Below are 24,590 nucleotides of genomic sequence, written 5' to 3' on the forward strand. Positions count from 1 at the left end.
GTTGTTGCCGGGCCGGCTGTATCGGCTGTCGATGCCAGTTTCCGTCAGCGGCGTCGATACCCCCTAGCCTATTGCGAGCCGGCTTGCGCCGCAGCCGACGCCCGTGGCAGTTTCCTGCTGGTCAGCCGGGCAAGGCAGACTGCAATTCGGGGGAAATGCCATGCGAGCGATGTTACTCGGCCTCATCCTTCTGCTGCCGACCTCGGCACTGGCCGAACCGATCGAAACCCAGAAAATCATCACCGCGCTGACCGGCGACTTCAATGGCGACGGCGCCGCCGATCTGGCGATGATCGTCGAGACCGAGCCCGAAGACGATACCATGGACATGCATTTCTTCCTGAGGGACAAAAAGTACAATTTTCTGAAACCCGCCGGCGTCGTGCATGAGCAGGTCTACGGCGAATGGAACGACTACGACCAGCCGCATTATGAGGGCTCCGGCATCGAACCGGAGTTGACCTTGCTGCCCAACGGCTCGATCAAGATCTATCTGCCGGGGCTGATCGGCCCCGGCGAGCGGACCGACATGACGCTGACCATCGCCTGGCGCAACGAGGCCTTCGTCGTCGCCGGCGTTGCCTATGACCATTACAAATACCAGTCCGTTGTCGTCTACAGCAGCTGCGACTACGACGTGCTGACCGGCAAGGGCAAAAGTATGCAGACGCAGGATGATGATAGCAAGGTGAACAGTATCGTGTCTGTCGAAGGCCAGGTCGTGCCCTTCGCGGAGTGGGACACGGGGACGCCTTTTAGGGTGTGCGGGGATTGAGGGGGCAGCCAATCTCCCCCCTTGTGGGGGAGATGGCCGGCAGGGGGGCCGCTGTCCCGCCAACGCACCGGCTAGTGTCAGCCACGTTTATCCCGCGATTCTTGTCAGAAAATAGATCGAGAGGTCGCGATCCTTCGCGCCCCCCTCTGCCCTGCCGGGCATCTCCCCCACTTGGGGGGAGATTGGCTTCACTGCAGATGCGGTTTCTTCAAAAAGCTGTTTCGGTCGGCGGATTTCACTCGCAGCCAAGTCTCACGACCGTCACGCACGACCCTGAGAGGAATCTCCGAACCCGCCGGATTCTGCCATAGCTTGCGGTAGAAATCGGCGAGACCGTCGACCTCGCCATCGCGCACGTCGGAGATGATGTCGCCCTGGCGCAGGCCGGCCTTGGCGGCGGGGCCGCCTTCGGCGACGCTCATCACCACGACCGCACCGTTCGACTCGGCCGAGAAGGCGCCGAGCCATGGGCGCGGCGGCTTCGCCACCTGGCCGCGCGTCAGGAGATCGTCGAGGATCGGGGTCAGAAGGTTGATCGGCACGACCATGTTGATGTCGGCGACCTCGCCGTTGCGGCTCATCTGCAAAAGCAGCGAACCGATGCCGAGCAGGCTGCCATCCTGGCCGATGAGCGCCGCGCCGCCCCAGGACGGATGCGCCGGGGCAATGAAGATCGCCTCGTCGAGCAGATATTCCCAATAGCCGGCGAATTCCTGCTTGGTGACGATGTGTGCCTTGACCGAGCGGCCGGTGCCGTCGGCAAACACCACGGGGTCGCCGATCTTCGCCTTCGAGGCGTCACCCAGCGCCACCGCCGGCAGGCCGAGCGGCGCCAGCGCCTGCACCAGGCCGAAGCCTGTCTCCTGGTCATAGGCCAGCGCATGCGCCGGCACGACGCGGCCGTCCTGGTCGGTCAGCCAGACCTCCTCGGCCTCGGTGATGACATAGCCGATGGTGAGCACCAGCCCGTCGCCGCGGATGACGACGCCGCTGCCTTCCCGGCGCGTGCCCAGGGCATTGGCCGTGAAGGCATCGTCGGGAACCATGGCGCGCACGCCAACGACGGAGCGCAAGAGCGGGGAAACGGGATCGATCGGCATGCTTTCATCCTGGCAGATATGCGTGGGCAGTATCCTCTATAGGTATGCCGCGCTGCACAGGGCGCAAGGGCTTAGGCAACAAGGCAATCATTTCAGAGGCTGGCGCTGCTCCTCGTCCGCCTGCCGGCACCTTCTCCCCCGTATAGCGACGGGGAGAAGGGAGATGGCCGCAACATCGGCGCTCTTGGCAACGCTGGCAATTGGCGAAATCAGTAGGCGACAGCGTCCTTCTCGCCGTCACTATACGGGGAGAAGTGCCCGGCAGGGCGATGAGGGGCGGCGCCGACATCGATAATAGTTCAACACAAGTTGAACCTTTCTGAATTGCACCTATGTGTTCCCGTATCTAGGTTCCGCCAACTTTTCCGCCATCAGTCTCGCGCCCTCGCGCAAGTCGTTTTCGCCCCGCCAAACCCAAGGAATTTCCCGCATGACCGAATACACCCCGCCGAAAGTCTGGAGCTGGAAGAAAGCCAATGGCGGTACGTTCGCCAGCATCAACCGGCCTATTGCCGGTCCGACGCATGACAAGGTGCTGCCGGTCGGCAAGCATCCGCTGCAGCTCTATTCGCTGGCGACGCCGAATGGGGTCAAAGTGACTGTCATGCTGGAGGAGCTTCTGGCGCTCGGCCACAAGGGCGCCGAATACGACGCCTGGCTGATCCGCATCAACGATGGCGACCAGTTCGGCTCGGGCTTTGTCGAGGTCAACCCCAACTCCAAGATCCCGGCGCTGCTCGACCGCAGCGGCAAGACGCCTGTCCGCGTCTTCGAGTCCGGCTCGATCCTGCTTTATCTCGCGGAAAAGTTCGGCGAGTTCCTGCCGACCGAACAGCCGGCGCGCGCGGAAACCTTGTCCTGGCTGTTCTGGCAGATGGGCTCGGCGCCCTATCTCGGCGGCGGCTTCGGCCATTTCTACGCCTATGCGCCGGAAAAGTTCGAATACGCCATCGACCGCTTCGCCATGGAGACCAAGCGCCAGCTCGACGTGCTCGACCGGCGGCTGGCAGAGACCGAATATCTCGGCGGCGCCTTCTATTCGATCGCCGACATGGCGGTATGGCCCTGGTATGGCGGCCTTGCGCTCGGCCGCATGTACAATGATTCCGCCGAGTTCCTGTCGGTGCAGGACTACGAGCACGTACAACGCTGGGCCAGGGCGATCGACGCCCGCCCGACCGTGCAACGCGGCCGCATGGTCAACCGCGCCTTCGGCGACCCGGCCATGCAACTGCACGAGCGCCACGACGCCAGCGATTTCGAGACGAAGACGCAGGATAAATTGGTTGTGGCGGAGTGAGCTAATCTCCCCCCTTGAGGGGGAGATGGCCGGCAGGCCAGAGGGGGTCGGCTCGACTGGGCGCGACCTCCTGCGACTGATGAAGGTTAGCGCTCCACGCGCGGCGACCCCCTCTGTCGCCTTCGGCGACATCTCCCCCTCGAGGGGGGAGATTAGCCCATCAATTTCGCCAGCCTCGGCACGCCTTCACCCACGGCGCGTTCATCAGCCAGCGTAAAGCTCATCCGCATCGTGTTGCGGCCCGAACCGTCGGCGTAGAATGCGTTGCCCGGCACGAAGGCGACGCGGGCTTCCTTGACCGAGCGGGCGAGCAGTGCCGTGGCGTCCGCACCTTCGGGCAGCGTCAGCCAAACGAACATGCCGCCTTCCGGTCGGCTCCAGCTGACGCCATCCGGCATTTCCGCTTCGAGTGCTGCAAGCAAGCCGTCGCGGCGCTGGCGATAGGCGCCGATCAGCTTTTCCACCTGGCTGTCGTACACGGCCTCGGAGACGCGGTGCATGACCAGCTGGTTGATCGACGGGCTGTGCAGGTCCGACGCCTGCTTCATCAGCACCAGCCGCTCGACGACGCGGCGCGGCGCGCAGACCCAGCCGACGCGCATGCCCGGCGACAGAATCTTTGAGAACGAGCCGCAATAGAGCGTGCGGGCATTGTCGATGCCGCCTGAGCGTTCGCAGTCGAGCGCCAGCATCGGCGGCTGGCCCTCGCCGTCATAGCGCAGCGCGCGATAGGCGGCGTCCTCGATGATGGCAATGTCGAGCTCGCCGGCGAGGTCGAGCACCGCCTCGCGCTGCTGGCGATTCAGCGTCTCGCCGGTCGGGTTGGCGAAATCCGGAACGAGATAAGCGAATTTCACCTTGCCGCCTGCAGCGGCAGCAGCGGCCTGGTAGGCGGCAGGCGTCATGTTGCCGCCGTCCGGCGTCAGCCGGTCGTAGCGCGGTTCGTAGGCGTTGAAGGCCTGCAGCGCGCCGAGATAGGTCGGCCATGTTACCAGTGCTGTGTCGCCCGGCGACAGGAAAAGCTTGCCGAGATAGTCCAGCGCCTGCTGCGAGCCGGAGGTGATGAAGATGTTGTGCTCGTCGCAGGCGATGCCAAGCTTGCCCATCTGGCCGGCCAGCCATTTTCTGAGCGGCAGATAGCCTTCGGAGACCTGATACTGAAGTGCTGCGCTCGCCTCCGCACCGCCCAGCACCGAGGCATAGGCATCGGCGATCGCCTGGGCCGGAAACAAGGCCGGATCGGGGATGCCGCCGGCAAAGGAGATGATGTCGGGCTGGTCGAGCAGTTTGAGCAGCTCGCGGATTTCTGACGCCTTCATGCGCGAGGCGCGCGACGCCAACAGGTCCATCAAACTCACGAGCCCACCTCCCGGGATACGGCATCTGGTCCAGCATGACCGTTCCGGCCATGCGAATTAGGTCAATCTGGCTGACCTATTATCAGGCTCCCTCACCCGCGGGAATAGCCAGACCGTCATTCCGCGTGGCCCAGACGAAAAAGCAAACACATTTTTGCCCCTGCACAGGGAAAATTGTTGCGCGCCGAGGGGCGCGGATGCAACCTCATTCCGAGCGGACCGGCATAAAAAGAAAAGCGGTCTCAACAAGGGGGGTTAAAATGACGCTTGAGCTCATCGGGGCCGGATTCGGCCGCACCGGCACATGGTCGACCTTTGCCGCGCTGAACAGGCTGGGCCTTCCCAGCTATCACATGCAGGAAGTCATCCTCAACAAGGCCAACAAGGGCCATCTCGACTTCTGGCGCAAGGTGGCCAACAGCCCGCCCGGCAGCCAGCACGACTGGACCAGAGTCTTTGCCAATTACAAGGCGACGGTCGACAATCCGGGATGCTGCGTGTGGCGCGAATTGATGGCCGCCTATCCCGACGCCAAGGTGCTGCTCACCCTGCATCCGCGCGGCGCCGAGGCCTGGTACGACAGCACCATCGACACAATCCACTTCACCGAGACATTGTGGCAGTTCAAGGTGCTGGAATGGCTGACGCCGTTCGGCCGCAAATTCGGCGACATGTCGCACAGACTGATCTGGGGCCGCACGCTTGCCGGCGTGATGGACGACCGCGCCAAGGCGGTGGCGCGCTACAACGCCTATACCGAGGAGGTGATAGCGGCCGTGCCGCCGGAGAAGCTTCTGGTGTTCAAGGTCAGCGATGGCTGGGCGCCGCTCTGCGGCTTCCTCGGCGTGGCGCTGCCCAACGAGCCCTTCCCCAACCTCAACGACCGCGAAAGCGTGAAGAAGATCATCCGCGACATCATCAAGGGCAGCTACATCATGCTGGGGCTGTCGGTGGCGGCGGTGCTTGCGGCGATCGCGGCGCTGTGGTGGTGGCTGGGGTAGCCGCCGGACCGTCAGAATATTGCTACTTGCGCGTGATCCAGCCGAGCAGATCCGGCTCGACGTCTTCGTGGTCGGTCAGGTCGCGAACCAGGGAGGCGGCGAGCGCGCGCCAGCGCTTTTCCGGGACATTGTCTTCCATCACCGATTTGATGAAGGCGGCGCGCAGGATGGCGCAATCGAAGGCGGATACATCGAAAAGCAGTTCTGCCATTTCGGTTTTCTCCGTTCACATCGGCGGGCGGGCCTGTCGAAGCCTCAGGCGCCAGCGCCCCATATACATGGTCGACGACAGCAGATTCATACTCTTGCCGAACCAAGGTTCAACACAATTCGATTGTACGGTTTTTACCAAGCGATTGCGGTTCGTTGCCCGCTTTTGCGCCGATGCTAGATTTGCCGGGCGGCCTCTCCCCAGATGGCCGCAAATGGCCGGCGCGGCTCTGGCAACATGCTTTCACCGGCATTCGCGTCGGCCATTTCCAGCCCGTGCCAGGCTCAGCCCAGCAGGCGTTCGTATTCGGCCTCGGCCTGGCCGTAGAAACCGTCGGCGACGGCGATCAGGCCATCCCGGTCGCGAATGACGATCTCGCCGCGCCTCGACCGGATCAGGCCGCGCCCTTCCAGGATCTGCAGGCCGATGGTGACGCCGGGACGCCTGACGCCGAGCATGACGGACAGGAACTCATGCGTGATCTGGATCTGGTGGCCGACCACCCTGTCGTCACACATCAGGAGCCATCGGGCCAGCCGATCCTCGAGCTTGGCGCGGGCATTGCTCAGTGCCGTGGATTTGGTCTGGCCGTGCAGATAATGGGCATAGCGGAGCAGGAAGGCGCGAAGCGTCGGGCTTTTCTGCAGCGCTGCCTTGAACGGCTCGGAATCGATGCACACCGCCTCGCCTGGCATCTGCATGTAGCAATCATGGGGCGCCCAGTCGGCGCCCATCACCAGAGCGGAGCCCGACATGCCTTCGTGGCCGATGATGCCGACCTCGGTGTCCAGGCCCGGCCGGTTCCTCGCCACCACCGAGGCCAGGCCGCTTTCCAGGAAGCATACCGAGGCGACCGGCTCGCCCGCCATTTCGAGCGGGGCTTTGAGATCGAGCACACGATGATGCAAATGCGGCGCAAGCAGTGCGAAGTCGGCCGGGTTCATGCGGCGCAAAAGGCCGCTTTTCTCCTTGCTGACCGACTGGTCCATCGCTCTCTCCCGTCAAGGGCAAGAGCACATGTCATCTCCCAGCCGTCGGCGCCCTGCCCAAATGCAAACGGTCATTGGACGATAGCTGACTCGGATTCAGCCATTGTACTTCGTACAAAACCGACAAATTAGGGGCGACGCCCCATGGATCAATCCAGCAGCTTTTTCCTGGATCAGCGCTTCGGGCGGTCAGCCGCAACCATGCGCGCTTCGCGCACGATGGACGAGCGATCGTTGCCGATCAGCGATGCGATCTCTTGTATCTGCTGCTCGGAGGCCCCGGTTTCCCGCGCCAAGGCCGCGAGCGCCTCGGCGCTCAGACCGGACTGTCTCGGTTGCTCCGCCATGGCTCCAATGCCTCCTGTCGGGGCAGGAGTGCGATGGTCGCTCCCAAGCGTCAGCGCCCATTGATGTGGCCGACGATGCTATACTGTACGCTTCCGAACAATCGATGGCGAGCGATATATTAGCGACGCTGGATGCGGCCCTAGAACGGCAGCCTTATCTCATCGATCGACCTCGACTCCGTCCAGCCAATGTCCTTCTGGATCTCCGTCGGCAGCGCATTCAGTGCGCGCACGGTCTTCCTGTGCTTGCTGGCGCGCGCCAGGGCAGCGCGAATTCTGCTGAGACTTTCAAACATCGGTTACCTCCATGCAGCAGCAGAGCGCTGCCTTAGGCCCGCTCTTGCACGGCCTCTGTAACCGATCGATTGCGCGGCAACGGTGAAGCGCTTCACAAACCGATGCCGGCCAGAAACATTTGTATACAAATTAGTTGCACTCCCGCGGTGGCGTGATCCGACCTATGGCAGGGCGATCGCATATGGCGCTCCCTCGGGTTCGGCGACCCACCTACCCTTCGTCGGCGCAAGGCGATCACATATGAATTCTTACGAAGAGGACCCCCACCCTAACCCTCCCCACAAGGGGGAGGGAACGCTGCCGCAAGCCACCCATTCTGGCGTGGAACCTAGGCGATTTGCGGCGATCGGCGCCTACCAAGTCTCCCTCCCCCTTGTGGGGAGGGATTAAGGGTGGGGGTATTCGCTGGCGCCGCCTTATGCGATTGCCCTGCCCTCCTCCGCGCCATCGCCGGCATCGGCGTCCGCCCGCCTCGGCTATGGACGAATCCCATCATGCGCAATAAGGATGGGGTCTGCCGTGGCGCTTTCGCGCCGAGGCAGGCGACGTTCGATCAATGACGCTGCGCCGGGCGCCTTTGACGCCCCGCAAAGTGTCGATACCGGGGGATCTGGTCATGACCGACAACAAGCCGACCGTAGACGTTACCAAGGACTGGCAGGCAACGCAGGGCCAGAAGTCCGGGGCCACGCGGCTGCGCCTGTTCGCCGTGGTGTCGTGGGTCATCGCCATTGGCGGCGAGATCGCCGGGATCGTACTGCTCTACAAGCACAAGTTCGACCAGGGCAACCTGCCGCTGCTGATCGGCATCCTGGTCGGGATCGCGATTTTCGCCATCGTCGGAAGCCTGCTCTGGAAGGCGGCCAACAGGAAGGACCCGGCCCGCGAATCCGACACGTTCCGGTTCTTTGTCCAGAACCAGCTCGGCGCGATCATCACCCTGATTGCCTTCCTGCCGCTGGTTCTCTTGATTCTCAACGACAAGAACATGGACCCGAAGAGCAAGAAGGTGGCCGGCGGCATCGGCGCCGTGCTGGCCGTGCTGGCGACGCTGATCGGGGTCAGCTACCAGTCGCCATCGGTCGAGCAGTACACGCAGGACATGAACACCTGCGCGGAACAGATCAAGGCGGGGCAGCCGACCACGGCCTGTTCGCCCGAGGTCGCCGCCCAGGCGCAGGCGATCGCCACCGACTCCACCACGGTGGCCGCGGCGACGAAGGACGCGGCACACCCCAATGGCCAGGATATCGTCTACTGGATCGCGCCGGAAAACGGCGCCGCCAAGTCCGACACCGAGCATGTCTTCCACCTCTGCGCAGCCGTCAGCCCGCTGAAGGACAAGACCGTCAACAGCGGCTCGGTGACCGAAGCCTACGCCCAGAACGCCATCCGCATCACCAAGCAGATCGAGATGGAACAGAAGCAGTGCGGGTTTACGGCGGCAGCGGCGGCAGCGCCCGTGGCACCCGCGCCAGCGCCCGCTCCTGCGCAATAAATCCGAAATGGTCAGGATGTCGTCTACCGGATCGCGCCGGAAAACGGCGCCGCGAAGTCCGACACCGAGCATGTCTTCCACCTCTGCGCAGCCGTCAGCCCGCTGAAGGACAAGACCGTCAACAGCGGCTCGGTGACGGAAGCCCAGAACGCCATCCGCATCACCAGGCAGATCGAGATGGAACAGAAGCAGTGCGGATTCACGACCACGCCGTGAGGCCGGCTAAACCGGTATGCGGAGCCAGAAGAGATCGCCGAGGCGGTGGCCTTCCTCGCCGGCCCGAGCGCGCTTCATCAACGAGCAGGCCATCCGCGTCGATGGGGGGGTTACGATCTTTCCGGGGTAATGGGGATGGTGGGTGGTGCAGGGCGAATCGATATTCGGTGAAACAGCATGGCGGCATCACGGTTCGATCCGTGTGGTCTGAGTACCTTGCGACCGGGGTGATCTGGGACTACTGATACCGAGAGCGGCCAAGCCTGCGAGCAGAGCGCCGGTAAGGTCTTCGGGCTTTTTGGTCTGGCACTCCCAAACAATCAGGACTTTCCAACCCGCGGCGACGAGTTCTCTTTCGACCCGTTCGTCCCTCGCCGCGTTGGCCTCGAGCTTCGCGCTCCAGAAATCGATGCGCGTCTTAGGGGTCGTTGCCCTACGACAGTCAGGGTGCCGGTGCCAGAAGCATCCATGAACGAAAATGGCTAGGCGGCGCCCCGGAAGCACGATGTCAGGGCGGCCGGGCAGGTCCCGTCGCTGTAGCCTGAACCGCAAGCCTAGGCGATGCAGTGCGCGTCTAACCGCCATTTCGGGCTTGGTGTCCCTGTGCTTAACCGCGCGCATTATTGCAGAGCGCTGAGGAGACACCTCCGACTCGTGCACTATCTGCCTCTGTACTGTGTGCTTGGCATTTACATCCGGTTCGCGGCGACACCGTCACCATGCCGCATCAACGCCTTCACGCCGCCGTTGAGCAGGCCTCGATTGGGTAGCTAGTTTAACCATTCGTCAGGGCGTAAATTAAGGCAAGTCCAGAAGAGACCGCGCCAGCCTGTGGAAGTTGGGCAGATGGTCGGCGAATGCCTCCGCATAACCCTCGTTGAAGATCAGTCCAACTTCGCTGGCGATGGCCGCCGGAATGATCCTGTCCATGACATCGGGGGGCGCGGTGAAAAGGATGTGTGGGACTTCGCTTCTGTGGCTGGAAGCCCCGATAAGGCCCCCGTTACATGAACTGATCGGTGTTCCCCCGAGCGCAGAGATGGCGAGCACCAAGCCGGCAACACCTGGGTCCAGCGGCGCGGTGAGTCCCATGGCCTCCATATTCCCTTCGACTACCGCTTCGGCTTCGTCCGTGTCCCAGCCAGCCTCGGCAATATCGATGAGCAATTGGGCTTCCTCCTCCACGCCCTCGATGGCCTCTTCTATAGGCACACGTCGGTAGTCGGCGTACTCCAGGTTCAGGTCGATCCCATCTTCAGAGGAGGCCTGATCCTCCTCCATTTCGCGCAGGTGGCGCATCCCTCCATCCCAACGAACCTCAACCCCAGCTCGACGAAGCGGCATTCAAGCATCCTCAGTTGATTGGAAACGGGCCGGCGTTACTCAGCGGGAGCGGAGAAATCTAGACCAACCCTGGTGAATTCAACCCCCAACTTCTGGATCAGGTTAAGGGCGTATTCGTATCTCAGTTGACCGACTATCCGTCCTTTTGCCGGTTCGACCTGCATCGTCTGTCCCTTGCCGAATAAATAACTGAGATTGAGATCTGCCGTCCGATCTTCCCTTATTTCGAACTTGCCATAATCCGACGCCATGAAGAGCCGCCAAACCGGTGAGCCGAACTCGCCGCCAAGCGGATAGACGCTGTACGTCTTGATGACTTTCCCTTCCTTTAAGAAGATAAGCGTGTTCGAGTTCACCTCCGCTCGGGAAAACTCCGTCTTCGGCGTCAGCCTAACGGCGACGAATGGCTTAACTGCTGCCGCGACCGAGTCACGAACCGCTGCCGTAGCCTTTTGCATCGGAACCAAATCGCAGGACGGCGAGAGGCATACCCACGTTTCCTGGTCGATCTTGAAGATATGGCCGGGATGAAGGTGCCAACCAGAAACGGGTTTCGTGGAAATGTGAGCGTTATAGTGCGCCAGTGCGTTCTCGCGCTCCTTCTTGGTGGTCGACTTGATGGCATAATGCTCGGCGAACCCCGGAACCTTTGCGTCCGCCTCTGTCGGATCGGCCTCGAGTACCTTCAATCCAAAGGCGACGGCCTTCATACCGATCAGGTCGAGAAGTCGCTCCGTGTGCCGAGCGGCATGGCCCTCCAACAGAGTCTTCCGGTGGTTCTTCGCTGCCTGCGGTGAGGCATCCAAGGGGGCGCCCCGAAGCTCCTGGTAGTACTGCCAGTACGCGTTCTTGTCGCTGAGAGCTGAATCCTCTGCCCCGGCTCCCTGCAGGCTGATCTCCGCTCGAATGCGCGACGACATCAATCTCGATGGCGACGGGCGCCAGTCCTCGATCGCCGCTTGCAGAATGTCCAGCAGCTCGGTATTCTTTTTATCGGCGAACGCGATGAAGCCTCCGTTCGTCCGTATCCAAGGCTGTTTGCCGTACCCGGGAGCGCTCCAGCGCAGATCCCTGGGGAGTGCCTTGTATGCCGCCACGCGTTGGTCGTGCGTGGCCATTCCCCAGTCCAAAACTTTGAGACGGGCCTGGGTGTCCCAACCGGCCTTCTCGGCGATGATTCTAAATGCCTCCATTTCCGGCGCATCGTTCATGAAATCGAACGGCTTTCCGTTGTCGTTTAGATGGGCGCGGAATGCCACATAGGCGGTTGCGTTGAGCGCGATGCTAAGGACTTCCAGGGCGTCGGCGATACCATTGTTCTCGGATTCTTCGAGATCCCCGATCAGCTTAAAACCGGCCGCAGCTTTGTTCGCCGAAATGCCTATAGGGGTGAAGAGCGACATCAGGATCATGTTGAAAGGATCGATCAGGTCGCCGACGGCGGTGTGGACCATCACGAGGTTGAAATGATTGTTCTTCAGCAGATCGGCAATGATCTCCGTAGCGCGGACGCCATGCGGCTCGCTCTTCTCCAGCTGGTAGTCAAGCACCAGCAGATCCGACTGATGCAGATAATTGCCGATCTCTTCGTTGTGCTTCCCATCGTGGATATCCACCGTCAGAGCCGGCGACACCTTTCGAAATTGCTGAACCACTTTCAGAATATCGGACTTGGTGGTCCACCGTTTCTTGTCAGTGGAATCGTATCCTTCGTCGCTAAAAATCTGTTCCCAAGTCGGATATTGATCGTCGATGATCAGCACCGATCTGATCGGATCGATGAAAGCCTCTTTGACTAGATCCGAAAAAGTCGCCTTTTTCGGCTCCAGCGCTGCCATATCATTCATTGAAGTTCCCCCCGGAATTTCATCGAAAAGTTCGCCCCCGGCAGTACCTTCTTATCTTCGTCTTGCACGTAACCAATGCTGTGCCCCCCAGCTGCAAGATTGGCCTGAGAGAGATACAACCCAACTCCTCGCCCACCCTCGACTTTCCTAGTGAAGAACAGTGAGAATAGGCGCTTCAAGTCTATCTCGTCCACTCCTGGACCGTTATCAGCCACAATCACTTCGCCATCTCGAGCGTCGAAGACGATCTGCGGGCTCTCGGTACGGGAATTGATCAGCCAGTACAGGCTATTGTTGACTAGATTTACAAACACCGGGAGCAAACGCGACGGTTGTTCGAACACGCTGAACCGCTTGAAACCGTCGGTTGCTACGAAATCGATTCCGTTCGACACAATGGTCCGGGCGAAGAAATCCGCCACATACCGATGGATGTATTCGCCACCAAGATTTCGTGGTTGCGGGCGACCAGCCATTCGCAGCGGGCCGAGGAAATCCAGGATCTGCTTAAGGCCAGCATACCCGGTCGCAAGCTGATCGAGGACCCGGTCGGTGCCCAGCCTTGCCCTGAGCTTTTGGATACCCTCATCGATGACGGCATCATGCGAGTGAAGCTCATGATCCAGGAATTCGACTGTGATCCCCAGTTGGGCAAGGCCATTGAGACGGTCAACCTGCGTGCGGAGCTCGCTGTTTTCATCGCCTCCCAGGATTGCGATTGCCTGGATGTCGATGCTCTCCCGCAGATTCTCCAGCGCCAGAATATAGTTCTGGAACAGGAGTTCGTTCTCGGCGTCTATCCGGCCCTTTGCCTCCACTATGACTTTCGAGGCTGCCGTGAGGGAGACCCTGAGAGCCGCCGTCTGCTCTATCAAAGGCGCCGTCTCTTCGCGCAGGAGCTTGTTACGTTCGGTGACGAGATCACCGATGCGAACGCGTTCGGCATCCTGCAGAACTCGAATTTCCTTCGCCCACCGCGTCACCCGCGAAGTGAGCTGACCCTCATTTCGCTGGATCTGCCGAAGGACGATTTCCTCCGGCGCAGGCGGATGGATCCTCTCAATCGCCTGTGCGATGCTGGTAGAGAACTCGGAGATTAACTGATTCAGTTCGGTCATCGACCTTCTGTAAGATCGATAGTCCTCCTCTAGGGTACCGAGCGGCGACGGTGCGCCAGGAAGGCGCAATTCGGCAATGCTGGCCTGTGCCGCTTCAAGGCTTTCCTGCGCAACAGGTATGTCCTCAGGGACCTCAATCCGTGTAGCAGCAATTTTTGAACTCAGGCGTTCCGATATCGACGGAATGCTTGCAATGCGCGCGCTAAGATTTTTCCGAAAATCCTTGCGGTGCTTCTGGCGCAGCTTCGCCTGTGCCTCTTTAGCCTTTTGTTCGGCAAAGTTGCGTTGCGTCTCAGCGATCTCCACGCCACGATCGTCGGAATTCGACCCGAAATAATCGTAGGCCGCCGACCGCAGAATATTAATGATCAATATCTTGAGAGACTTAGCGGCCTTGTTCACGATGAAGCCTTCGCGTCCGGCCTTGTCCTTCAGATTGGGATTGTGCTCGCGGCTGATCGCAATGCGGCCGAATATCCTTCGGGCGTTCCAGTACTCTCGCCCGGCATTGATGCTTCGCCGCTTCTCGATCTCGAAGAAGTCGTTGTCCTCTCGACCATAGGGCAGCACTCTGAGGCCATTCCGGTAAATCATCAGGCCAGCGTGGGCGGAAGAGTGCTGGCGCAGGTACTCGAAGTCCAACGGAGTATGGGTAGAGTTCTTCTGGTCCTGCTCGTAGGTCGCAAAATACACGTCGACTGGCCCGAGTGATGAGCCAGCGCCTGTTGGCAACACAAAATCCTTGGGTGGACGGATCTCGTACTCGTCGCCGATCTTCCGCCACTTGCCGAAGGACTTGATCTGGCCAGTGAAGACACCCTTTTCGTCGATTCGACCATCGACGATGTGCTCCATCCGATCGGTCAGCGAGCGGTTGAACTCTCGTTCCGAACCGATGATTTTTCCGTTCTCCCCATCGGACGCAACGAAGACCCCGTATTCAAAATCGGTCTTTGCCGCGTTTATGTCTGGCCGTGCAGGATCGTATAGCGGGTCGACGAATCCCCCCAAGGTGGTTTCGAACCTCGTCTTGTCGTCCTTGGCGGTCGCAAGGTCTCGATTGACCGGCAGCAGTGCGCTGAACTCGTCCGTCGCCCCGGACACAACCATCACGGTGCCCTTTTCACTCGTGCCGGACCAGACGCCCCACGGTTCCATATACTGGTCCTGCAGCTCGAACGATCTGCAGGCTGCCACGATCGACTGCGATGGCGGGGGTCTGTCGCCATTGTTCGCATCGTCTTTCGCGGCTTGGTCGTAGCTGGCCCACGCGCTCATTATCCTGTCCGAGCGCTCGTCGGGCTTGCCCGTCCCTAGGACATTCTCGAGTAGCGCTTCGGTCATTAGCGGCACATATTGAGCGATTTCGGACAGCTCGCCGAAAGTGACAACGGGAATCTCGATGTCGGTGAGAATCAGGAAGGGATTCTCGAACAGTCGCCAATCGATCAAGACGCTGGCCATGTCTTCGTGCCTGCGCTTGGTAACTAGGAGCATCAGTGGGCCAAGGTGAGCTGACGAAAGCCTGCCAATGCCTTTTTGCCCTTGGCGGGTCCTCAGGTCCAGACCATCCTGATCCTCGTCCGAGCGACTGTCGGCGAATAGCTTCGATTCTGTTCCGACGACCAGCCACCGATCGATGAGCTCGTCGTAGCTCATGCCATGCCCGTCGTCCGCTATGGTTACAACCAGAGGCGCCTGGTCGAAGATCGTCAGCGACACCGACCTCGCATACGCATCATACGAGTTCTTCCAAAGTTCCGAGATCGCAGTCGGCACGTCGGCAATCTGTTCGCGCCCGAGGTGATCCACTGTGCGTGCCCGGGTCTTGAAACTGACTTTCCTCATGCGTCGGCCAACTCAGCGACTCGGGCTGCCGGGGGGCGAGGTATCGCTACGACAGCTTCAGGCTTGGCATCGCGAACAAGCAGCAACTTTATGTGCAGGATAAGGCTCTGGCCGAATACAACAGGAACAGCATTCCCGATCTGCTTGCCAGCTGCCATCAGACCGCCGAAGAAAACATAGTCGTCGGGGAACGTTTGGATGCGAGCCGCCTGGCGAGCCGTTATGCCATGGTTAAGCACCGGGTGGACGAACCGGCCCTTGGACGGATTGATGCAGGCCGTGGTCATTGTTGGCGCGGGCTTGCTCGGATCAACACGACCATAGACGTCGTTGTGTCCGTCGTGATCGACATGGCAATTGAGCAATCGCCCGGAGTCCTTCCGGCTGCCGCCGTTCGCTGGCGTACAGGCGAACGCAGCAACAAGCTCTGGGCCATGGTTCATGTGCACGCCATTCACGTCGTCGGGAGGCGAATCGGCGAACGCGGTCTCGCACGACACCCATGGCTTCAGCCCGGTCGTTTCCGCCAATTCGGGGGCCGAATGCGTGGGCTTCGGCGGCCACTCGAAGCCTTCTGCCGAAATGTCGTCGCGAATGCCGAGGATGAACACTCGGTGGCGCCGCTGCGGGATGCCGTAGTCCCTGGCGTCCAGCTTGTGCGGCTGAAAGAGGGTATAGCCGCTGTCGAGAGCTTGACGATAGAACTCGTCGAGGTAGCTCTTGTGGCGGGGCCACAGCATGCCCGGGACATTCTCCATGAGGAACGCCTTGGGCTTGAGGCTGCGCACGACGCGAAGTACTCATGGATCAGGGCATTCCGCGGGTCATCCACGCCTGCATCGTTGATCCGATGCGTAGAGAATCCTTGGCATGGCGGGCCGCCTAGGAGCAGATCGCAATCGCCATCGGGAAAATGCTTTTCCGCAAGATCGACGGCATCCAACAAAGTAACGTCGTCGTTATAGACAACGACCTTCTCGCTCCGGGTCTTGGCTCCAATATTGTGCTTGTAGGTCGTGGCAGCGTTCTTGTCGAACTCCACGGCAAAAACGATCTCGCACCCCGCTGCCACAGCAGCAAGTGAAAATCCGCCAGCGCCGGCGAACAGGTCGGCCACTTTGAGTTTCGAATCAGTCAATATACGCCACTGCCCGATAGTCGTGGTAAAATCGCCAACGACATGCCCCCATCATCCCAAGACTATAACTTGACATCATTCAAAACAGAATAGGTTTCTACTCCTTAACTTCGAGTGACAGCTTCAGCCTGCGGTGACCCTCGATTTGATGACGTCCAAGCCGTCGTCCAACATGGCAAGGGTACCCGAGGTGATGGCAAGTATTAAACTATGGAGCCTGCAGCTTTTGGGTCATTGGGTGGCCGTGCAAACGACCGATATGAGCGCGAAGCTGCCATTCTTTGACAGGACCAGCCCACCCAAAACAAACAAGCCTCAAGGCCTTGCGCATCAACCTCAGTGGCGGGCTGTAGTCGCCCTACTTCGCCTATCATCTACTCCTACCCCGAAAAGCTCACCGTCACGCCGCGCTGCCTAAAATAGGCCTGCATCAGCTTGCGGCCCTCGCGGTTGCTGTGGGCCAGTTTGGTCGGATCGAACACCGCCTGTTTTGTCCCTTCGCGTGCCAGCGCCGCTTTCAGCGTGGCGATATGGGCGTCGATCTCGGCATTGTCGGCCTTGGCGAGGCATAGATGCTCTCGGTCGCCTGGGCCACCGTCGGTTCGCTCACTGGTGTCATCCTTTGGTTGCTTTGGCGGCGGCTTAGCACAGATTCGCCGATCCGCCGATACCGATGAGACCGTCCGAGCACAACGCCCGGTCGAAACGAACAAGGCCCCTCCCGGGGCCTTGCCTTACCAACCTCAGTAGCGGCCTCCGCCCCCTACTTCCCCATCAGCTGCTTGGCATTCTCGGCCGTGATCGCGGTGGTCTCCACCGTCACCGTCTTGTCCACCTCGGTCGCGCAATCGAGCAGGATCTTTTTCGACATTTCGATCGCTTCCTTGGCGCCGGTCGGGTAGGTGAAGGTTGCGACCCAGTCGCCCTTGGCGACCGCCTCGATGCCGCCGGCCGGGCCCGGCAGGCCGTCGGTGCCGATGATCTTGACGTCCTTGCCTGCACCCTTGGCGGCGAGCAGCGCGCCGGCGGCCATCATGTCGTTGGAGGCGTAGAGCACCTTTATGTCGGGGTGCGCCTGCAGCATGGCGGCGAAGGCGACCTGCGCTTTGTCCGGCACCCAGTCGGCGGCCTGCTCGGCGACGATCTGGACCTTCGGGTTGCCTTTCACGCCTTCCTTGAAGCCGTTGAGGCGCTCGACGGCCGGCGTCGAGCTCGGCAGGCCTTGCAGCACCGCCGCCTCGCCGCCATCGGGGAGCAGGGTCTTGGCGGTGTATTTGCCGGCTTCCTCGGCGATCTTGAAATTGTCGCCGCCGATGAAGGCGGTGTAGTCCTTGCCGGGGTCGCCGACCGTCTTGCGGTCGAGCTCGATGACCGGGATGCCGGCATCCATGGCGCGCTTCACCGCCGGCGTCAGCGGCGCCGCCTCGAAGGGCGAGATCAGCAGGATGTCGACCTTCTGGGTGATGAAATTGTCGACCTGCGAGGTCTGCGTGTTGACGTTGCCGGCGCCGTCGGCGATCTGCAGCGTGAAGCCAGGCACTTCCTTGGCCGCCGCCTCCAGCTCGTCATTGACGTGCTGGCGGTAGGGCTCGGCATTGTTGGCCTGCGAAAAGCCGATGACGAACTGGCCGTCCTTGGCGCAGGCTTTCACCAGCGGCTCGGCGGCGTAAGCGGAGCCTGCAATGCACAGGCCGGCGCCTGCCAGCAGCACGGCCTTGAGGGTCGATCCTCTTAGTGTCGTTTTCATAACTCACTCTCCTCCTCGTCCGGCCGGGGGGCCAGACCTTGGTTTGACGTTCACGTGTTGCCGTCTCCTCCTTGTTTGTTTGTGCATGTCGTCATCGCAAAACCTTTTGCGCGACATGCACTAACGACCCAACCCCTCGCGGCGGCGAACGAGGGACTGAAGCACTGCCGCCAGGACGATGATCGCGGCGGTCGCGAGCAGCTGCATGGCGGGCGTGATGTTGTTGAGCTGCAGGATGTTGGCGAGCGCGCCCAGCATGATGGTGCCCGCAACGGTGCCGACCATCGAGCCGGCGCCGCCAAACAGGCTGGTGCCGCCGATGACCACGGCGGCTATGGCCGTCAGCTCATAGCCCATGCCGTCATTGGCGCTGCCGAAATTGAACTGGCCGGCATGCACGATGCCGGCAAGGGCGGCGGCAAAGCCGGTGATGGCGTAGACGGAGATTTTCACCATCGAGACCGGCACGCCGGATATGCGCGCGGCGCGCTCATTGCCGCCGACGGCAAAGACATAGCGGCCGAAGCGCGTGGTGTTGAGGACGATGGTGGCGATCGCGGCAAAGACGACGAACACAAGCGTCGCCACCGGCACGGTGTTGTTGAACAGCCGCTCGCCCAGCACGGCGAACACCGGCGGCGCCAGGCCCGGCCCTTCGCCATAGGAAATGTTGATGTACTGGTTGCCGGAGACGACCAGCGCCAAGCCGCGCGCGGCCTGCAGGCCAGCCAGCGTGACGATGAACGGTTCCAGCCTGAAACGCGTCGAGATGGTGCCCTGGATGGCGCCGAAGACGATGCCCAAAGCGAGCACGGCGAGGATGGTGGGGATCAGGCCGAAGCCGCCGGAGATCATCATCGAGGCGGTGACGACGCTGGACAGGCCAAGCACCGCGCCGACCGACAGGTCGATGCCGGCAGTGATGATGACGAAGGTCATGCCGATGGCGATGATGCCGGTCTCCGACACGGCGCGCACGATGTTGGCGATGTTGTCTGGGTTGAGGAACAGGATCTCGCCGTGGCGGCGCGGCGAGAAGATGATGCCGCCGATCGCCACCAGCACCAGGCCGATCAGGCTCTGGAAGCGCACGATGAGCGCCAGCGGGTCGCGATGCTTTTGCGCTGCTGCTGTGACTGGGCTTGCTGCCACGGAAATCTTCTCGTCAGACATCAGGCCTCCCTGCCGTTAGCCGCGGCCAGCACCGTGTGCTCGTCGACGCCGCCCAAAAATTCCGCCACATTGCGCCCCTGGCGCAGCACCACGATGCGGTCGCACAGACCGATCAGCTCCGGCATCTCGCTGGACGCCACCAGTATGCCGAGGCCCTGTGCGGCGAGCGCCCGCAACCTCGCGTAAATCTCGCCCTTGGCACCGACATCGACGCCGCGTGTCGGCTCGTCGAGCAGCAACAGTTTCGGGTTGCCGAGGATTTCTTTCGCCAGCACCACCTTCTGCTGGTTGCCGCCCGAGAGCGCGCCGACCGCGATGTCAGGGTTCTTCGGGCGGATATCGAACTGGCTGAAGGATTCCTTCACCGCCTCGGCCTGGCGGCGCGGCGAGACCAGCCAGTTCGGCGAGATTCGGGATATGACCGACATCACCAGATTGAGGCCGACCGCCATGCGCAGCATCAGGCCCGAGCCCCGGCGGTCGTCGGTCACGAAGGCGATGCCGGCGTGGCGGGCAGCACTGATTGAATCCAGTTTCACCGGCTTGCCGCCGACAGCAACCTCGCCCTCCCAGCGGCCGGACAGGCCGGTGCCGTAGAGCGCGGACAACAGTTCGGTGCGCCCGGCCCCCATAATGCCGGCCAGGCCGACGATCTCGCCTTCATGGACATCGAGCGAAACGCCTCGCGGCGCCTGCCAGCCGGCGCTGTCGCGGGCGAGTTTGAAGCTGGCGTTCCTCAGGCTGAGCAGCGGCTTGCCCGCGGCCTTGGCGCGTTGCGGATAGAGTTCGTCCAGCGGACGTCCGACCAGCAGCCTGACCAGCTCGGCCTGCGGCGCGTGCGGCTCGGTGATGCCGGCGACACGGCCGTCGCGCATTACCGTCACCCGGTCGGCAATGCCGGGCACTTCCTCCAGCCGATGCGAGATATAGACGATGCCGACGCCGGTGGCGGCGAGCTTGCGCATGATATCGAACAGCCGCTCGACTTCGCCGACGGTGAGTGCGGCCGTCGGCTCGTCCATGATCAGCACGCGGGAGGCGTAAGACAGCGCCTTGACGATCGCCACCACCTGGCGCTGGCCGATCGACAGATCCGCCACCATGGCGGCCGGATCGATGGCGATCTCGATGGCTTCCAGCCGCTTCTTGGCCTCGCGGCGCATTGCCGGCACGTCGAGGAAGCCGCCCGGACGCATCAGTTCGCGGCCGAGGAACAGATTGGCGGCGACATCCAGCGACGGCACCAGGTCGAGCTCCTGGAAGATGGTGGCGATGCCGGCCGCTTGCGCCTCACGCGGGTTGTTGAAACGCACGGGTTTGCCGTCGATCTCGATCGTGCCTTCGTCCGGCGTGTAGACGCCCGACAACAGGTTCATCAGCGTCGACTTGCCGGCGCCGTTCTCGCCGAGCAGCGCATGGATTTCGCCGGCCTTGAGATCGAAGTCGACACCGCGCAGCGCCTGCACGCCGCCGAAGCGTTTGACGGCGCCGGTCATTACCAGCAGCGGCGCCTTCATTTCGGCCTCCCGCAGGAGGCGCGCGCCTGCAGCGTCGCGTGCAGCCGCACCGAACGCGGCGCGGAACCGGTCGCGGCTATACGGGCGCTGAGCAGCGCCGCCGCCTGCCTGCCTATCTCGGTGCAGGGCTGCGCGACCAGCGTCAGGCGCGGCTCGAAACAATCGGCCCATTCGAAATCGTCGAAGCCGGCCAGCGACAGATCGCCCGGAATGGTGATGCCTTTTTCGCGGATGGCGCGGACGGCTCCGATCGTCGTCATGTTGTTGCCGGTGACCAGTGCGGTTGGTGGCGACGGCAGCGACAGGATGGCGTGGGTGGATGCGGTCGCCGCCGCCGTGTCGACATTCTCGGCCGAGAGATAGTGCGGCACGCTTTCAAGTCCATTGGCGGCGAGCGAAGCCTGGAACGCCTCGATGCGCTCGCGCGTCGTCGTCAGGCCGGGCTGTCCGGCGATATAGCCGATGCGCTTGTGGCCGAAGGAGGCGACATGGTCGATCAGCGCGCGCATCGACGTTTCGTTCTCGACGCCGATCTGATCGAAGCGCTCGTCGGCGAAACGGTCGATCAGAACGCATGGCATCTTCTTGTCGGCGAGGTAATCGATGGCGCGCTGCGGCGAGCCCGACGGGGCCAGGATGACGCCGTCGACGCGGCGCTGATGGAAAGCGCGCACCACCTGCAGCTCGCGGTCGGGATCTTCCTGGGTGTCCGACAGGAAGACCATCAGCCCGAGCCGCGCGCATTCGGCCTCGACCGCGCAGATGATGTCGGTGAAATAAGGGTTGGAGATCGCCGAGATCGCCAGGCCGACGCTGTTGGTGGTCGAGGCCTTCAGCGAGCGCGCCAGCTCGTTGGGCTGGTAGCCCATGGCGGCAATGGCGTCGTTGATCAGCCTCGTCTTTTCCAGCGAAACGAAGCGCGTGTTGTTGACGACATGCGAGACGGTCGACACCGACACGCCGGCGCGCCGCGCCACTTCAGCCATTGTCGGCAAGACATATCAGCGCCTGCAAGCGCTCCTCCCTTATGCGTTTTCCGTCCGCTCTGACGGCGGACTTCAAGGGAGCTTAGGGCCATCGAAACGTTTGCGCAATCGATTCGATGCAAATTTTTAGCGGGGCTTATCTGCCCCCTCGAGGGGGAGATGTCGCCGAAGGCGACAGAGGGGGTCGCCGCGCGTGAAGCGCCAACCTTCCATCTGCAGCAAGGACGTCGAGCCCAGTCGCACCGACCCCCTCTGGCCTGCCGGCCATCTCCCCCTCAAGTGTGGAGATTCGCGGTTTCAGCAAACTCCGCCACCAGCCCCTCATATTCCTCAAAGGCCGGCAGCGCCTCGTAACTGTGCACCGCAGGCGTCGTTGCCCAGGGGAGTTTCTCGCTGGTCCATGTCTCGATGAACGGCGTGAACCAGCCGGGCTCGTCGAGCATGGTGGGGCGCAGATTGACGAACCAGTCGAGCTCTTCGGGCTGGGTGAACATCCAGCTCATGCAATGCGGGCAGAAGTAATGACGCGAGGCGCCGTGCAGCCCGCCGATCACCGGCTCGCCTTGCATGATTTCGAAGCCGTCCGAGGGAATGGCGGCGCTCAGTGAATAGGCGCTGGCCGACATGCGCTGGCAGCCGGTGCAATGGCAAGCCATGGTCAAACGATGAGGGGAGCGAGTTTTGACATGGCGCGAAGATAACGCGGGCGATGGGAGGGTCAAGACGGCGAAGCTGCTGATCTCCCCCTTGGGGAGATTACCTGTACCCTCACCCGATTCCACCCGCGACCACGTAAGCACCAGCCGTGCGTCCATCCTCCAGCCGCATGACGGCCGTAACGATCGAGCCGTAAGCGCCTCGCCGCACACTGTGCATTCTTTCATGCTCGCCGGCCGGCACCAGGATGCGACCGTGAAAGCTTGTGCCGCTGCGCCGCAGAGCGACCGGTTCGCCATTGACGTGAACCTTGAGGTCAGCGGTCTCCGCATCGAGTTCAACCGTCACGGCGATCTCGGCCTGGTCTCCTCGCCGCATCGTTTCAGCGGCAAGCCTGAGTGCCGGCGGCAGCGCATCGCCGACCCGCAAATCACCGCGTTCCGCAAAGACATCGTCCGGCAATTCCGGCGTGCGCGGCGGGCTGGTGCGGCGCTGGGTGGCGCGCTCGTAGTCGCCGGCGAGGCGCAGCAACTCCGCATCATCATAGGCCTTGCCCGCAAAGGTCAGCCCGACCGGCATGCCGATATCGGCCATCGTTCCCATCGGCACGGTGACGGTCGGGATGCCAAGATGACGCCACACCAGATTGCCATTGGCAACCCAGGTGCCGTTGCGCCAGGCGATTGCTGCAGAGGTCTCGTTGACGTCGGCATCGGCCGGGCCGACATCGGCGACCGCCGGCAGCACGACGGCGTCGAGCCTGTGCTCGTCCAGCCAGTCCTCGAAGTCGATGCGCCGCGTCGCCTCCAATCCCCTCAGACCTTCCGCCAGCGCTGGAATGTCCAGCAATGGCATCACGCCCTGCTTGGCGCTCGTGACGTAGTCGGCCAGATCGAAACCGTCGTCGCCATAGCGGTCCGGCAGCGCGCCCGGCGGCTGCGGGAAAATCTTTGGGCCGTCGACCGCAGCCAGATCGGGGATCGCCGGATCGGCATTGGCGCGCAGGAAATCGTCCCAGCCCCACATGCAGAGATCCCAGATTTCGCGCTCGGCGAAGGCTTCCGGCACCAGCCCGCGTTCGACCATGGTTTTTGTGCCCGGACGGTCGCGCTCATAGTTCGAGACGACGGGGAAATCGACCTCGACCACCTCCGCGCCGAGCTTTTCCAGGTCACGCGCTGCCTGCCGCCAGAGGTCGAGCACCGAGGCGCGGGTCTCGATGGGTTTGGGCGCGCCGCCGTCGCGGCCGATATACATTTTCGGCACGCCGAGGCGTTTGCCTTTCAACGAGCCCTCCAAGGCGAGTGTAGTGTAGCTTGGCGGCCTGAGAGCAGCGCTTTTCGCGATCGACACCCAGGGCTGCGCGCGCCAGAAATCGCCGCGCGTCTCGGTATCGTCGGCGACGATCACGTCGAGCAGCTCCAGCATGTCGGCAATGCCGCGCGTGTGCGGCACCACCACATCCATGGTCGGCACCAGCGGCCAGTTGCCCCTGACCGAAATGACGCCGCGCGACGGCGTGTAGGCGACAAGTGCATTGTTGGACGCCGGCGCGCGGCCGGAAGACCATGTCTCCTCGCCCAGCCCGAAAGCGGCAAAGCTGGCGGCGGTGGCCGTGCCCGAGCCGTTGGACGAGCCGGAAGCGAAGGCGGCGGTCAAATAGTCGGCATTGTAGGGGCTCTCGGCGCGGCCATAGACGCCACGCTGCATGCCGCCATTGGCCATTGGCGGCATGTTGGTCAGCCCGATCAGCACAGCACCACCGGCCCTCAGCCTGGCAATGGTGAAAGCGTCCTCGTTGGCGACGAGATGCTCGAAGGCGGGCGAGCCGGCGGCCACCGTCAGGCCCTTCACCTTATAGCTGTCCTTGGCGGTGTAGGGGATGCCGTCGAGCGGCCCGAGCGCAGCACCATTGCGGCGGCGCAGGTCGGACGCCGCCGCCTCCTCGAACATTGCCGGGTTAAGCACCGGCACGGCATTGAGCGCAATGCCATGGCGGTCGTAGTGCGCGATGCGCCTGAAATACGCGCCGGCCAGCTCGACGCTGGTGACGGTACCGTCTTCCAACGCGCGCCGCAGATCGGCAATCGAGGCTTCGACGATGTGGAGGGGCATGGGATTCT

21 protein-coding genes and 2 pseudogenes are annotated in these 24,590 nt (G+C 62.2%); 4 read left to right on the forward strand and 19 right to left on the reverse strand.

Translation table 11 applies throughout. From position 1 onward, the window contains the following. The first annotated feature begins 160 nt into the window (after positions 1–160). Entirely contained in the window at positions 161–775 is a 615-nt protein-coding gene (locus NKL04_RS13545) for a hypothetical protein (RefSeq protein ID WP_023693763.1), read from the forward strand. Positions 776–963: 188 nt separating this feature from the next. Here NKL04_RS13545 and NKL04_RS13550 read toward each other — a convergent pair whose 3' ends face one another. Then, a complete protein-coding gene (locus tag NKL04_RS13550; RefSeq protein WP_023700697.1) occupies positions 964–1,875 on the reverse strand; it encodes a S1C family serine protease in 912 nt (303 codons plus the stop codon). A 430-nt stretch (positions 1,876–2,305) separates the two neighbouring features. Here NKL04_RS13550 and yghU point away from each other — a divergent pair, with 430 nt between their 5' ends. Continuing rightward, a complete protein-coding gene (gene yghU / locus NKL04_RS13555) occupies positions 2,306–3,175 on the forward strand; it encodes a glutathione-dependent disulfide-bond oxidoreductase (RefSeq protein ID WP_023671415.1) in 870 nt (289 codons plus the stop codon). Between the two features lie 152 nt (positions 3,176–3,327). Here the strand turns inward: yghU and NKL04_RS13560 are convergent, their stop codons facing one another. Beyond that, positions 3,328–4,524, reverse strand: a complete 1,197-nt coding sequence (locus NKL04_RS13560; RefSeq protein WP_023700698.1) for an aminotransferase-like domain-containing protein — start codon at positions 4,522–4,524, stop codon at positions 3,328–3,330. A gap of 269 nt (positions 4,525–4,793) precedes the next feature. On the opposite strand from NKL04_RS13560, the gene NKL04_RS13565 reads away from it, so the two are divergent. Next, positions 4,794–5,534: a sulfotransferase family protein gene (locus tag NKL04_RS13565; protein WP_023693766.1), complete on the forward strand. Its 741-nt coding sequence runs from the start codon at positions 4,794–4,796 to the stop codon at positions 5,532–5,534. 22 nt (positions 5,535–5,556) lie between these two features. On the opposite strand, the gene NKL04_RS13570 is transcribed toward NKL04_RS13565, so the two are convergent. From NKL04_RS13570 to NKL04_RS13585, 4 genes are all read right to left on the reverse strand, one after another. Next, positions 5,557–5,745 carry a hypothetical protein gene (locus NKL04_RS13570; protein WP_023671412.1) on the reverse strand — a complete coding sequence of 63 codons (189 nt, stop codon included), beginning with the start codon at positions 5,743–5,745 and terminating at the stop codon, positions 5,557–5,559. Positions 5,746–6,029: 284 nt separating this feature from the next. After that, positions 6,030–6,734, reverse strand: a complete 705-nt coding sequence (locus NKL04_RS13575; protein ID WP_023685922.1) for a Crp/Fnr family transcriptional regulator — start codon at positions 6,732–6,734, stop codon at positions 6,030–6,032. Positions 6,735–6,907: 173 nt separating this feature from the next. Further along, entirely contained in the window at positions 6,908–7,081 is a 174-nt protein-coding gene (locus NKL04_RS13580) for a hypothetical protein (RefSeq protein ID WP_023689840.1), read from the reverse strand. Positions 7,082–7,221: 140 nt separating this feature from the next. After that, positions 7,222–7,377 (reverse strand): DUF1127 domain-containing protein, encoded by a 156-nt coding sequence (locus NKL04_RS13585; protein ID WP_023671409.1) that lies wholly within the window; start codon positions 7,375–7,377, stop codon positions 7,222–7,224. A 617-nt stretch (positions 7,378–7,994) separates the two neighbouring features. Here NKL04_RS13585 and NKL04_RS13590 point away from each other — a divergent pair. Next, positions 7,995–8,876 carry an SLC5/6 family protein gene (locus NKL04_RS13590; RefSeq protein ID WP_352723770.1) on the forward strand — a complete coding sequence of 294 codons (882 nt, stop codon included), beginning with the start codon at positions 7,995–7,997 and terminating at the stop codon, positions 8,874–8,876. 23 nt (positions 8,877–8,899) lie between these two features. Here the strand turns inward: NKL04_RS13590 and NKL04_RS13595 are convergent, their stop codons facing one another. The 13 genes and pseudogenes from NKL04_RS13595 to NKL04_RS13655 all read right to left on the reverse strand — a co-directional run bounded on the left by NKL04_RS13595 (position 8,900) and on the right by NKL04_RS13655 (position 24,582). Continuing rightward, positions 8,900–9,079, reverse strand: a complete 180-nt coding sequence (locus NKL04_RS13595) for a hypothetical protein (RefSeq protein ID WP_352723771.1) — start codon at positions 9,077–9,079, stop codon at positions 8,900–8,902. A gap of 199 nt (positions 9,080–9,278) precedes the next feature. Then, positions 9,279–9,752: a very short patch repair endonuclease gene (locus tag NKL04_RS13600; RefSeq protein ID WP_023700703.1), complete on the reverse strand. Its 474-nt coding sequence runs from the start codon at positions 9,750–9,752 to the stop codon at positions 9,279–9,281. Positions 9,753–9,890: 138 nt separating this feature from the next. Next, on the reverse strand, positions 9,891–10,391 hold the full coding sequence (locus tag NKL04_RS13605; RefSeq protein WP_023700704.1) for a hypothetical protein: 501 nt from the start codon (positions 10,389–10,391) through the stop codon (positions 9,891–9,893). An 80-nt stretch (positions 10,392–10,471) separates the two neighbouring features. Further along, positions 10,472–12,283 (reverse strand): response regulator receiver domain, encoded by a 1,812-nt coding sequence (locus tag NKL04_RS13610; RefSeq protein ID WP_352723772.1) that lies wholly within the window; start codon positions 12,281–12,283, stop codon positions 10,472–10,474. Then, positions 12,280–15,213: an ATP-binding protein gene (locus NKL04_RS13615; RefSeq protein WP_352723774.1), complete on the reverse strand. Its 2,934-nt coding sequence runs from the start codon at positions 15,211–15,213 to the stop codon at positions 12,280–12,282. The genes NKL04_RS13610 and NKL04_RS13615 overlap by 4 nt, the downstream gene beginning before the upstream one ends. Before the next feature lie 32 nt (positions 15,214–15,245). Continuing rightward, positions 15,246–16,366: pseudogene (locus NKL04_RS13620) on the reverse strand (DNA cytosine methyltransferase). A gap of 401 nt (positions 16,367–16,767) precedes the next feature. Beyond that, positions 16,768–17,006 (reverse strand): annotated as a pseudogene (locus tag NKL04_RS13625) (hypothetical protein). Positions 17,007–17,150: 144 nt separating this feature from the next. Then, positions 17,151–18,134, reverse strand: coding sequence for a substrate-binding domain-containing protein (locus NKL04_RS13630; protein ID WP_023689831.1), 984 nt, complete (start codon positions 18,132–18,134; stop codon positions 17,151–17,153). Between the two features lie 120 nt (positions 18,135–18,254). Continuing rightward, positions 18,255–19,307, reverse strand: coding sequence for an ABC transporter permease (locus tag NKL04_RS13635; RefSeq protein WP_031199588.1), 1,053 nt, complete (start codon positions 19,305–19,307; stop codon positions 18,255–18,257). Next, positions 19,307–20,824, reverse strand: coding sequence for a sugar ABC transporter ATP-binding protein (locus tag NKL04_RS13640; RefSeq protein WP_023700710.1), 1,518 nt, complete (start codon positions 20,822–20,824; stop codon positions 19,307–19,309). The genes NKL04_RS13635 and NKL04_RS13640 overlap by 1 nt, the downstream gene beginning before the upstream one ends. Beyond that, entirely contained in the window at positions 20,821–21,819 is a 999-nt protein-coding gene (locus NKL04_RS13645) for a LacI family DNA-binding transcriptional regulator (protein ID WP_031209315.1), read from the reverse strand. The genes NKL04_RS13640 and NKL04_RS13645 overlap by 4 nt, the downstream gene beginning before the upstream one ends. 266 nt (positions 21,820–22,085) lie before the next feature. After that, positions 22,086–22,532 carry a GFA family protein gene (locus tag NKL04_RS13650; protein WP_050593547.1) on the reverse strand — a complete coding sequence of 149 codons (447 nt, stop codon included), beginning with the start codon at positions 22,530–22,532 and terminating at the stop codon, positions 22,086–22,088. Positions 22,533–22,578: 46 nt separating this feature from the next. Next, positions 22,579–24,582, reverse strand: a complete 2,004-nt coding sequence (locus NKL04_RS13655; protein ID WP_031201941.1) for an amidase — start codon at positions 24,580–24,582, stop codon at positions 22,579–22,581. Positions 24,583–24,590 lie beyond the last annotated feature (8 nt).

The sequence above is a fragment of the Mesorhizobium sp. C264A genome (genome assembly GCF_040324515.1).
Lineage (GTDB): Bacteria > Pseudomonadota > Alphaproteobacteria > Rhizobiales > Rhizobiaceae > Mesorhizobium.

Excerpts from the sequence above, each read along its gene's own strand:
- NKL04_RS13545 (WP_023693763.1), top strand. The coding sequence starts at position 161 with ATGCGAGCGATGTTACTCGGCCTCATCCTTCTGCTGCCGACCTCGGCA.
- NKL04_RS13550 (WP_023700697.1), bottom strand. The coding sequence starts at position 1,875 with ATGCCGATCGATCCCGTTTCCCCGCTCTTGCGCTCCGTCGTTGGCGTG.
- yghU (WP_023671415.1), top strand. The coding sequence starts at position 2,306 with ATGACCGAATACACCCCGCCGAAAGTCTGGAGCTGGAAGAAAGCCAAT.
- NKL04_RS13560 (WP_023700698.1), bottom strand. The coding sequence starts at position 4,524 with ATGGACCTGTTGGCGTCGCGCGCCTCGCGCATGAAGGCGTCAGAAATC.
- NKL04_RS13565 (WP_023693766.1), top strand. The coding sequence starts at position 4,794 with ATGACGCTTGAGCTCATCGGGGCCGGATTCGGCCGCACCGGCACATGG.
- NKL04_RS13570 (WP_023671412.1), bottom strand. The coding sequence starts at position 5,745 with ATGGCAGAACTGCTTTTCGATGTATCCGCCTTCGATTGCGCCATCCTG.
- NKL04_RS13575 (WP_023685922.1), bottom strand. The coding sequence starts at position 6,734 with ATGGACCAGTCGGTCAGCAAGGAGAAAAGCGGCCTTTTGCGCCGCATG.
- NKL04_RS13580 (WP_023689840.1), bottom strand. The coding sequence starts at position 7,081 with ATGGCGGAGCAACCGAGACAGTCCGGTCTGAGCGCCGAGGCGCTCGCG.
- NKL04_RS13585 (WP_023671409.1), bottom strand. The coding sequence starts at position 7,377 with ATGTTTGAAAGTCTCAGCAGAATTCGCGCTGCCCTGGCGCGCGCCAGC.
- NKL04_RS13590 (WP_352723770.1), top strand. The coding sequence starts at position 7,995 with ATGACCGACAACAAGCCGACCGTAGACGTTACCAAGGACTGGCAGGCA.
- NKL04_RS13605 (WP_023700704.1), bottom strand. The coding sequence starts at position 10,391 with ATGCGCCACCTGCGCGAAATGGAGGAGGATCAGGCCTCCTCTGAAGAT.
- NKL04_RS13610 (WP_352723772.1), bottom strand. The coding sequence starts at position 12,283 with ATGAATGATATGGCAGCGCTGGAGCCGAAAAAGGCGACTTTTTCGGAT.
- NKL04_RS13630 (WP_023689831.1), bottom strand. The coding sequence starts at position 18,134 with ATGAAAACGACACTAAGAGGATCGACCCTCAAGGCCGTGCTGCTGGCA.
- NKL04_RS13635 (WP_031199588.1), bottom strand. The coding sequence starts at position 19,307 with ATGTCTGACGAGAAGATTTCCGTGGCAGCAAGCCCAGTCACAGCAGCA.
- NKL04_RS13640 (WP_023700710.1), bottom strand. The coding sequence starts at position 20,824 with ATGAAGGCGCCGCTGCTGGTAATGACCGGCGCCGTCAAACGCTTCGGC.
- NKL04_RS13655 (WP_031201941.1), bottom strand. The coding sequence starts at position 24,582 with ATGCCCCTCCACATCGTCGAAGCCTCGATTGCCGATCTGCGGCGCGCG.